We start from the raw sequence: 9,599 nt of genomic DNA on the forward strand, positions 1-9,599 counted from the left end.
ACGGAAATGAGGACAAATTTTGTTTTCACGTGGAACAATTTAGTTATTCCCAGTTTAAAATGATTTTTCCACAACTCCCCTCTTCCATTATGTTAAATGCTTTTTGAAAATCATCTGCTGAAAAGCGATGTGTAATAACGGGCGAAATGTCAAGTCCGGTAGTTAGCATCATTTCCATATGGTACCAGGTTTCGTACATCTCCCTACCATAAATTCCTTTTAGAGTTAATCCTTTGAAAATGAGTTTACTCCAGTTTATTTGAGTGCTTTGTGGAAGTAATCCGAGCAAACTTATTTTTCCTCCGTTATACATATGGTTAACCATATCGTTAAAAGCTGCCGGGGAGCCGGAACACTCTAGTCCTATATCAAAACCTGCTACCATATCGTGTTTTTCCATGGCTTCCCTGATACTTTCCTTTGTAGGGTCAATCACACGGGTAGCTCCCATTTTGCGAGCCAAATCGCGACGAAATTTGCTTAAATCAGTGCCTATAATATTTCTGGCTCCCGCAAATTTGCATATAGCTGTGGCCATCGCACCAATTGGGCCGCCAATACCGGTTATTAATACATCTTCACCAAGCAATGGGAATGAAAGTGCTGTATGTGTGGCATTTCCCATCGGATCCATAATTGCCATGATTTCGTCAGGAATCCGCTTATCTATATGTAAAACATTTTTTGCTGGAACAGAAATGTATTCTGCAAAGCCGCCGTCCTGATGTACACCAATCCCAATGGTGTTATCACAGATATGTTGTCTTCCACGCCGGCAATTGCGACAAAATCCGCAGGAAATGTGTCCTTCAACTGTTACACGTTCACCAACTTTTACCCGGTTAACTTCCGACCCAACTTCAATAACAGTTCCCATATATTCATGACCAATAACAACGGGTGTTTTTATGGTTTGTTGTGCCCACTCATCCCATTTGTAAATGTGTAAATCGGTTCCGCAAACAGCGGAATATTTTACTTTTAACAATACATCGTTCGGTCCAACTTTTGGAATTGGAACTTCTTCCATCCAGATACCTTTTTCAGGTTTACTTTTTACCAGAGCTTTCATTTATTATAGAAATTTTATGTTTGCAAGATAAAACAAAAAACACCGCAAAATGATAACTAAAATCAGATTTATAAAAATATAATTTAATATTAATTTTCTGTTTTTTAGTTAGTTATGAGTCGGATCGTAATAAATATTTATTGGAAATAAATTTGACGGGAAACAGTGGAGCCAAAAATCCGATAAGCAAAACTACGCCAAAAATAAGAACAACATCGGTTGAAATAACACGAACCGGGTAAGCAGAGATTACAAAAGAACCATTTTGCGGTAGTTTCATAAAGCCAAATTCTATTTGTAACCAACAGATAAAAAGCCCTAAAACAGTACCAATTACTGCACCTAAAACTGAAATCAACCATCCTTCAAACAGGAAAATCCGGCGTATTGTCTTTGAAGTAGCACCCATACTTTTGAGAATGGCAATATCATCTTTTTTGTCGATAATCAGCATAGAAAGACTGCTGAGCACATTAAAAGAAGCAATGATAAGAATAAATACAAGGATTAAATAAACAACAGCTTTTTCGGATCTCATTGTTTTGTTCAGGGAATCATGTTGCTGGTATTTGTTTTTCACGTGGAACTTTTCTCCAAGGGTATTCTGAATCTTCTTCTGTATATCTCCTACCCTTACATTTTTGTCTATTCCAAGTTCAATGGATGAAATATTTGAGCCACTTTCAAACAAATTTTTTGCAAAATCAAAAGGAACCAGAACATATTTGGAGTCTACTTCTTCCAGAACTGCGAAAATTCCGGATGGAAAAATAGAGTTGTAATTGATAGCACGGGCAGAATTTATTTTTATCTGACGTCCTTTTTTAGGAACCATTATCCGGATAGGATCGATAAATGTAAGTCCAATACCAAGGTTGTATGCAACTCCCTGCCCAACAACAGCATATTCTGTCCCCTTGTCATTCAGGATAAATTCACCATCAACAATTAAACTATCGATGTTTGTATAGCTTGCATAGTTTTGAGGTATACCTTTTATGGTAGCGAAATATTGCTGGCTGCCATATTTTAACATGGCTGATTCTTCAATAATCTCGGCATAATGCAAAACCCCGGGGATATTTTTAATTGCATCAGCATCAATTTCCGAGGAGTCGAACATTTTTCCTTCCACCGGAGTAATTTTTAAATCAGCATCAAAACTGCTAAAAAAGTAATTTATCAGGCTACTAAAACCATTCATTACAGAAAGAACGATTATTAAAGCCATGGTTCCTACAATAATACCGCTTATTGATATCCCTGATATTATGTTAATTATATTCTGTTTCTTTTTTGAAACCAGATAACGTTTTGCTATATAAAGCGGAAGATTCAATATGGATATTTTTTATTTAACGAGTAATAAATGAAAATATTTGAAAACCTACGATTTTAGTAATTTATCAATGTTATCAATATAATCGAGGCTGTCGTCAATATAAAATTCAAGTTCAGGAATCACCCGCAAACTTTTACCCACTTTCCGACCCAATTCTCCTCGTATTTGTTTACCCTGCAGTTTCAGGTCTGAAAGAATTTCGTCCCCAAATTCGGAAGGAAAGATACTAAGGTAAATGCGCGCAATACCCAGATCTTTTGTAACTCTTACAACAGTTACCGTAATTAGTTTTCCTGTGTATTTCGATTTGTTTATTTTTAGAAGTATTTCTGCCATTTCGCGCTGAACCAACCTTGAGATCTTATTCTGACGTGTGCTAAATTGTTCCATAAACGGATATAAAATTAATTTGTTTCAAAACATTGACCGGGTCAAAATTACAGAAAATTGTTAGAACAAGCAGAAAAGATTAAAGTTAGAAGAAGAAACCTGGAAAAAACGTTTAGTTGTTTGATGTTATGGTTTTTATAGCATTTATTAGATTTTCGTCGGGTTTAATAATGTTGTAGTTTTCCCAGAATTTTTCATCATATTCATTAATAAGCTCAACAAAAATATCGCTTTGATTTATAGATTCATCTCTTGTAAACCTTTTGACTTCAGTTTTATTTATATCGGTAACCAGCAGATCAGAAACACTGTGATATTCTGAATTTACATTATCGCGTTTACTTTTCACTTTGATTTTGACCGAGGCTTTTGCGTTAGCCAAATGCCATTTTCCCCTGTATTGCTGATAATTTACTTCGTATTTTACATCGGTTGGTTTAGCTTTCACCCGGCGCGGTTTTTTTTTAATCATTACACTTTCAGCGGTTTTGAGTCCTTCTTTATCTAATTGAAACCTGGCGTGTAAGATGGCAAATGTTTCACGATGAACATATATCTCGCCTACAAATAGCGGAAAGATTTGGTTGGATGTTGGCTTAAATTCCAGTACATAAACCGGATAATCGTTGTACCAAACTACCTTTTTTATATTGTATTTGTATAAATGCTCGAACTCTTCGTCAATAAAAGACTCCATGTTTTTGATTATATCAAGTTTTGTGATTGTAAAAGGTCCTCCCTGCAATTTAAAGTTTAGCCATTGAAACGGTTGCACGTCAGGGCTTCTTCTTCCTTTTAAAAGCCGGACCAAATCGTCGCGAAAAAGATTTGTATAAGAAGCTTTTAAAATTTCAACAATAGCTTCAGATATATTAACATAATTTTTATTTTGCTTTATTGTTTCGCGATAAAAAGCGGTCATCAGGCGGTTCTCGTCGCTGTAATTTTTTGAAATATTGTTTCTTACATTTTTAAGCAGCTTATCCGCTGTTATTGCTGTGACTTTAACTTCACGAATCCTAATCGAAACGGGAGTCATAACAAATAAATCTTCGTCGAGTAGTTCAAAAGCAGGAAGTTCTATTTGTTCATAACCCATGCATGAAATGATAACTGTGTCGTTGATATTACCCGGATGGACTTTTAAAAGAAATTCTCCATCAATATTGGTAATGGTGCCAATTGGTTTATTAGATAATGAAATAGACGCGTAAGGAATTGGTTCTTCCTTTTTGTCTTCAATTATTTTTCCCGACAGAAAAAAAAATTTTACCGGAATCGAATCTTGTTTTTCCTCTAGGCTTTTATAATCAGTATTTTCAGAAATAATGATTTGATTTTCGCGTTCAGAAAACCGAAATTTTTTTGTGCCAAAAAGTTCGCTTAAAACAGTAAACAGGGATTTGTTTGCTGCTTCGATGTTGTATTTCTTTTCAGCGTCGATAACTGATGCGTCATATGAAAAAAAAACACCGGCCTGCCAGCTTAATTGGTTTAATATATTTGAGAGCGTTTGGTTGTTTTGGACGATGGTAACGCGTTTTTCTAAAACAGAACCATCCTGTTGTCCGTAAATAGAGCCGGAAAACAGGATGGCCAGTAATATGCTAATTTTAACTTTGAGCATTAAAACATTCTTTTCAATTCAAAAGAAGTTTTAAATTCCTCTCCGTCTCTCAAAACTTTCACCTTGATTTTTTTATTTTCTCTGCTTTGCAACAATAAGTTGATATCGTTTAATTCCAGCGATTGATGGTTGCTGCTGTTTATTGATAAAATCTGGTCGTTTTCCTTTAATCCGGCATAAAATGCAGGTGAATTTTCCCGGATATTTGTAATGGTAAAAATGGGTAATCCGGGCATTGGATTAATGATTTCCATTCCACTCATATTGTAATTGAAATCATCTTTTACCTTATGAGTTGGGCGTAAAGTCAGGCGGCTGTTCCTGTAATCGATAGTAACCCTGAAACGACGCAAAATTTCAGCACCTATTGTTCCATTCCTGTCATTCGAAGAAATCAGTTGGTCGATTAATTCTGAGTTCGGAAAAGCTACTATCGGTTTGGGCAACACCAGCGGACCAACCCAAATTCCGTCAATTCTTCCTTTTACTCCGTACAAATCGCCGTTTAATCCTCTTCCTAAAAATGTTTCAATGTGGTTTTGCGGCAAGCCAATGCGTGAATCCGATTTTTCAGACAACCAGATAGCATCGCTCGCTCCGGTGTCAACCAGCAGTTTTACAGGAACTTCTTTTAGTTCGTCGGTAACAATACTGGTTCTAACAAAAGGTTTGTTTCCATCAAACATAAGCGGGAGAACAATGTCTTTTCTTCTGTCTCGGTATTTGTAATATTCCGGCCTGTTTAGCGTAATTTGTTCATTTAAGTAGTCAATTTCAACCACATAATCTTTGAATAAATTGAAACCGATAAGACCATGAACAGGAATTCCAAGCATATGTGAAATCTGGAAGTTTTCGTCTATAATCATCTGAACTTCCTGATTTCGTGCAGTGAGCCCGTCAATACTAAGGGAATTGTTTCCAGAGCGGTATGCCGTCAATTCCTCCCCTTCTCCCAATCCTTTGATTTGGATTGGCATCATATAATTCAGGTTCAATTTATTTACAAAGGGCAACTCTGTAATAATCGGGTGGCGAACACCTGTATCGAGAATAAAATTTAACGTGTCTGAATCATTGATATTTACCGGGATGATGATGAGATTACTGGCAGATTTAAATTTTACGGTGATCGATTTTTTTCGTGGATCATCAAATAAAAATCCCCTGTTGTTTCCAAAAAATTGTTGCGAACTTTCTTCAAAATCAATACTTTGTTCCAGTGGAACATAATCGCGAACAACCAGTATGTTATCTTCAATTTCGAAAAGAAGATAAAAGTCTTTCATCAATTTGTCGAGAACAAATTTTATGGGTTTGTTTGATACGTTTAAGCTTATTTTTTTGTCTTCAACAATACTTGAATTATAGGAATAATCGAGATTGAGATAATCACATATTTTCTCAATCACGTCAGCCAAAGGCTCGTCTTCTGCATAAATACTGATATTTTGATCCAGAGCCTGTGTTTTGGTTTCTTGTGCAAGCAGTGTTTTGGGAATAAAAGCCATTATTGCAATCGCAAATATGGTTGTTATACCTATTTTTTTTATTAGAGTTTTCATGTCTTTAAGGCTTTATCTGTTTTATTTACGGTCAGATAGGACAAACTGTTCATTTTCTTCCGATAAATTTAAATTAAAAGTGAGCCGTATCACATCTAAAACAAAATTAATCGGTTTTTGGTCGAAATGACCAGTATATACGAGATTATTCAATTCAGGTTCCATTAACTGAATATCAGCGTGATATACTTTTTCTAAATTCAGAATAACTTCATTTAACGGAACTTTGTCGAATATCAGATCTAGCGTTTTCCAGGCAACAAAATTGGGATTTGTGTTTACCGATTTTTCCAAAAGGTTACTTTGGTTAAAAAGCGTACCTTTTTCGCCAGGAACAAGGATCACTTCATTGATTGCGGTTTGCGTATCCGGTTTTTTCCGAATCACCCGGACTTTTCCGGTTTTTACCACAACTTCAACGGTTTCGGTTTCAGGATATGCACTAACGTTAAAAGAGGTACCTAAAACTTTTACCTGTGCATTGCCGGCATTAATTACAAAAGGTTTTTTGGCATTTGGTTTTACGTCGAAAAATGCTTCTCCCCTGATGGTTACTTCCCGAATGCTGTCGTTAAAATTTTTAGGAAACTCAAGTTGCGAGTTCCAGTTTAATGTAACCACCGATCCATCGGGTAAAACATATTCGTTTAAAACCTGGTTTTCGGCCATAACAATTTGATTTTCATGAACCGGATTTTGATAAACGAAACCAATATAATATCCAATTGATCCTAAAAGTAAAACAACAAAAACTATGGCAGCATATTTATAAAATTTGCGAATAGCCTCCTTTCTGATGTTTTTAAGCTGAACAGTTTTTGTTTTTTCAGGATAAATCTTCGATTGTACATTTTTCCATGCATTATGAGAATCAAAATTTTTTAAAGAGTAGAAATCGTCAATTTTTCCGAGCATTTTTTGGGTTGTTTCCAACTCTGTTCGGATTTCTTGCGATTTGTTCAACAAGGATTTTGCTTCTTCCCTATCTTTGCTTCCGGTTTCGTTTGTAGCCAACTTCACCAGAAGCTCCCACTCCACTTTTCCTATGTTTTTCTTTTTTCCCATGTTACCTAAATGACAATGCACATTCAGTTTACCCTTAATTTGTCCTTTTAAACAAAATGAAAAAGAGCATCAGAAAGTGTTTATAATCTTTTAATTTTTCGCGTAAATTTTTGATTGCCAGACTCATTTGTGCTTCAACCGTTTTAATAGAAATATTTAGTTTTTCAGCAATCTCCCGGTATTTTAAACCTTCTTCCCTGCTTAACCGAAATATTTCGCGTCGTTTTTCTGGAAGAGAATTGATACTTTCTTCAATTTTTTGTACCAGGTCAACCTCTATAAAGTGTTCTTCAAAATCAATATTTGACTGTATATCATTTTCGCTGTTCTTTATATAGTTTTCTTTCACATCATTATGTTTAATATGGTTTAAACATAAATTTCTTATTGAACGGAAAACATAATTTTTTATGGATGTATCGATATTGATTTGTTCTCTTTTTCCCCAAAATTTTACAAAAAAGTCCTGAACCACTTCCTCTGCAGCTTCATTATTGTTTAAAATTTTTGTTGCATATAAACAGAGGTTGCCGTAATATTTGTGAAATAGCATTTCAAAAGCTTTCTGATCGCCTGTTTGAATCTTTTTCATCCATGCTTTTTCTTCAGGTGGGTTCATAGTTTTGGTTATTTTACCGGAGAAGCTAAGGTAAAAAAAAGTTACTCCTTTCAAAAACCTTTTAAAAGACGATTTTCACAGCGATATGTCATTTTGCAATATCGATTATGCTGCTATTTTTGCGTGTTAATTATAATAATAAGGGATATAGTGGAAAAAAAAGAAACCTGGAACTTCCCAAAGGCATTTTGGGTAGCCAATACCGTAGAGTTATTTGAAAGGGCGGCATATTACGGAGTTTTTATTGTTATCACCTTGTATTTATCGCGAATTTTAGGATTTGGTGATATTCAAGCAGCTACTATTGCAGGTGTTTTTCAGGCATTGCTGTATTTGTTACCCACTTTTGCAGGTGCTTATGCTGATAAAATAGGATTCCGGAAATCACTGATACTGGCTTTTGGGCTTTTGACTCTTGGTTATGCCGGAATGGGTGTTTTGCCGACGATGTTTGAATCGGCCGGACTGGTTGATTATGGCTCTACAACCGTTTTTAAAGGTCTTGATACTTCGGCGCAAAGATATGCCATTCTCCCCGTAATGTTGTTGATTATTTTGGGTGGGTCATTTATTAAATCGGTAATTACAGGTACCGTAGCCAAAGAAACGACCAAAGAAAACAGAGCCCGGGGATACAGTATTTTTTATGCCATGGTAAACATCGGGGCCTTTTCAGGAAAAACTGTTGTTAAGCCGCTTCGCGAGATGATGGGGAATACCGGGTTAATATGGATAAGTTATTTTTCTGCAGTGATGACACTGTTGGGATTGATTGTAGTTTTTCTTTGGTACAAAAGCCGTCAGACAGCAGGCGAAGGAAAAACTCTTAGTGAAATTTTGGAAGGGCTTTTTAAAGTGCTCTCAAACTTTCGCCTTATTGTTTTAATACTAATCATTACCGGTTTTTGGATGGTACAACACCAAATGTATGCAACCATGCCTAAATATGTGTTGCGTCTGGCCGGCGAGGGAGCTTCACCTTCGTGGTATGCCAATGTAAATCCCTTGGTCGTATTTTTAACTGTTGGTTTGGTAACACACATAATGCGGAAACGAACTGCTCTTTTTAGTATGACTGTTGGAATGTTTATTATGCCGGTTTCCGCGCTTTTTATGGCCTCGGGTAATTTAATGGACGGAAATATTTTGGGAATGCACCCTGTTGCGTTTATGATGGTAGTGGGGATTGCCTTCCAGGGATTTGCCGAAACATTTATATCTCCGCGTTTTTTGGAATATTTTTCATTGCAGGCTCCTAAAGGCGAGGAAGGACTTTATCTTGGATTTAGCCATCTGCACTCTTTTTTATCGTCTATTTTCGGTTTTATCATGTCAGGTGTGTTACTGGACCGTTTTTGTCCTGATCCGCGCTTATTTCCTTCGAGAGAGGCTTGGGAAGAGACTGCGACACATGCACATTATATTTGGTACTTTTTTGTAGGAATAGCCTTAATCTCTGCAATTGCATTAATTATTTACGGACAAGTAGTAAAAAGAATTGACCGTAGAAATCAAAATGCAAATTAATATTTTGTCAATTCGAACGAAATACTTAGTTTTGCACACCATTTTTCCGCAAAGGGAGAAGCCCGGGTGGCGGAATTGGTAGACGCGCTGGATTCAAAATCCAGTTCTGGCAACAGAGTGCGGGTTCGATTCCCGCCCCGGGTACCGAGGAGTTGAAAAGTAAGAATTAAAGTTCTGAAATTCAGCTCCTTTATTTTTTTCTCACATCTCAAAAGTACAAATTAGAGCCCGTCATCTCGGAAGCAGGTGGATTTATAATTCTTTTAAACAAATTTTTCAACACTATAATCAAAAGTAATACCAATTTGAGTATATAGTGCCGCTTTATTATCTTTGAAGCATGGGAAGACAAAGCAAATTCAATATAAAAGAGGATTTAAAAGAACTTGAGA

8 protein-coding genes and 1 tRNA gene are annotated in these 9,599 nt (G+C 36.1%); 2 read left to right on the forward strand and 7 right to left on the reverse strand.

Annotation, left to right across the window (positions count from 1 at the left end; all coding sequences use genetic code 11):
* Positions 1 to 43: 43 nt before the first annotated feature.
* The 7 genes from tdh to K5G00_RS25245 all read right to left on the reverse strand — a co-directional run bounded on the left by tdh (position 44) and on the right by K5G00_RS25245 (position 7,680).
* Entirely contained in the window at positions 44 to 1,072 is a 1,029-nt protein-coding gene (gene tdh, locus K5G00_RS25215; RefSeq protein WP_238769284.1) for an L-threonine 3-dehydrogenase, read from the reverse strand.
* Between the two features lie 112 nt (positions 1,073 to 1,184).
* Positions 1,185 to 2,411 carry an FtsX-like permease family protein gene (locus K5G00_RS25220; protein ID WP_238769285.1) on the reverse strand — a complete coding sequence of 409 codons (1,227 nt, stop codon included), beginning with the start codon at positions 2,409 to 2,411 and terminating at the stop codon, positions 1,185 to 1,187.
* Between the two features lie 48 nt (positions 2,412 to 2,459).
* On the reverse strand, positions 2,460 to 2,804 hold the full coding sequence (rbfA, locus tag K5G00_RS25225) for a 30S ribosome-binding factor RbfA (RefSeq protein WP_158866152.1): 345 nt from the start codon (positions 2,802 to 2,804) through the stop codon (positions 2,460 to 2,462).
* 112 nt (positions 2,805 to 2,916) lie between these two features.
* Positions 2,917 to 4,431 carry a carboxypeptidase-like regulatory domain-containing protein gene (locus K5G00_RS25230; protein ID WP_238769286.1) on the reverse strand — a complete coding sequence of 505 codons (1,515 nt, stop codon included), beginning with the start codon at positions 4,429 to 4,431 and terminating at the stop codon, positions 2,917 to 2,919.
* Positions 4,431 to 5,996 (reverse strand): aspartyl protease family protein, encoded by a 1,566-nt coding sequence (locus K5G00_RS25235; RefSeq protein ID WP_238769287.1) that lies wholly within the window; start codon positions 5,994 to 5,996, stop codon positions 4,431 to 4,433. Before K5G00_RS25235 ends, K5G00_RS25230 begins: the two co-directional genes overlap by 1 nt.
* 21 nt (positions 5,997 to 6,017) lie before the next feature.
* Positions 6,018 to 7,061 (reverse strand): FecR family protein, encoded by a 1,044-nt coding sequence (locus tag K5G00_RS25240; protein ID WP_238769288.1) that lies wholly within the window; start codon positions 7,059 to 7,061, stop codon positions 6,018 to 6,020.
* 34 nt (positions 7,062 to 7,095) lie between these two features.
* Positions 7,096 to 7,680 carry an RNA polymerase sigma-70 factor gene (locus tag K5G00_RS25245; protein ID WP_238769289.1) on the reverse strand — a complete coding sequence of 195 codons (585 nt, stop codon included), beginning with the start codon at positions 7,678 to 7,680 and terminating at the stop codon, positions 7,096 to 7,098.
* A 150-nt stretch (positions 7,681 to 7,830) separates the two neighbouring features.
* Here K5G00_RS25245 and K5G00_RS30095 point away from each other — a divergent pair, with 150 nt between their 5' ends.
* Both K5G00_RS30095 and K5G00_RS25255 read left to right on the forward strand, forming a co-directional pair.
* Entirely contained in the window at positions 7,831 to 9,207 is a 1,377-nt protein-coding gene (locus K5G00_RS30095) for an MFS transporter (protein WP_238769290.1), read from the forward strand.
* Between the two features lie 60 nt (positions 9,208 to 9,267).
* A tRNA-Leu gene (locus K5G00_RS25255) sits at positions 9,268 to 9,351 on the forward strand.
* Positions 9,352 to 9,599: the final 248 nt, after the last annotated feature.

Origin of the sequence: Maribellus maritimus, from assembly GCF_022267315.1 — a bacterium.
In the GTDB taxonomy this organism is placed as follows: domain Bacteria; phylum Bacteroidota; class Bacteroidia; order Bacteroidales; family Prolixibacteraceae; genus Draconibacterium; species Draconibacterium maritimum.

Bases quoted from the DNA above. Each gene is read 5' to 3' on its own strand.
- K5G00_RS25245 (WP_238769289.1), bottom strand. From the start codon at position 7,680: ATGAACCCACCTGAAGAAAAAGCATGGATGAAAAAGATTCAAACAGGC.
- K5G00_RS25240 (WP_238769288.1), bottom strand. From the start codon at position 7,061: ATGGGAAAAAAGAAAAACATAGGAAAAGTGGAGTGGGAGCTTCTGGTG.
- K5G00_RS25230 (WP_238769286.1), bottom strand. From the start codon at position 4,431: ATGCTCAAAGTTAAAATTAGCATATTACTGGCCATCCTGTTTTCCGGC.
- rbfA (WP_158866152.1), bottom strand. From the start codon at position 2,804: ATGGAACAATTTAGCACACGTCAGAATAAGATCTCAAGGTTGGTTCAG.
- tdh (WP_238769284.1), bottom strand. From the start codon at position 1,072: ATGAAAGCTCTGGTAAAAAGTAAACCTGAAAAAGGTATCTGGATGGAA.
- K5G00_RS25235 (WP_238769287.1), bottom strand. From the start codon at position 5,996: ATGAAAACTCTAATAAAAAAAATAGGTATAACAACCATATTTGCGATT.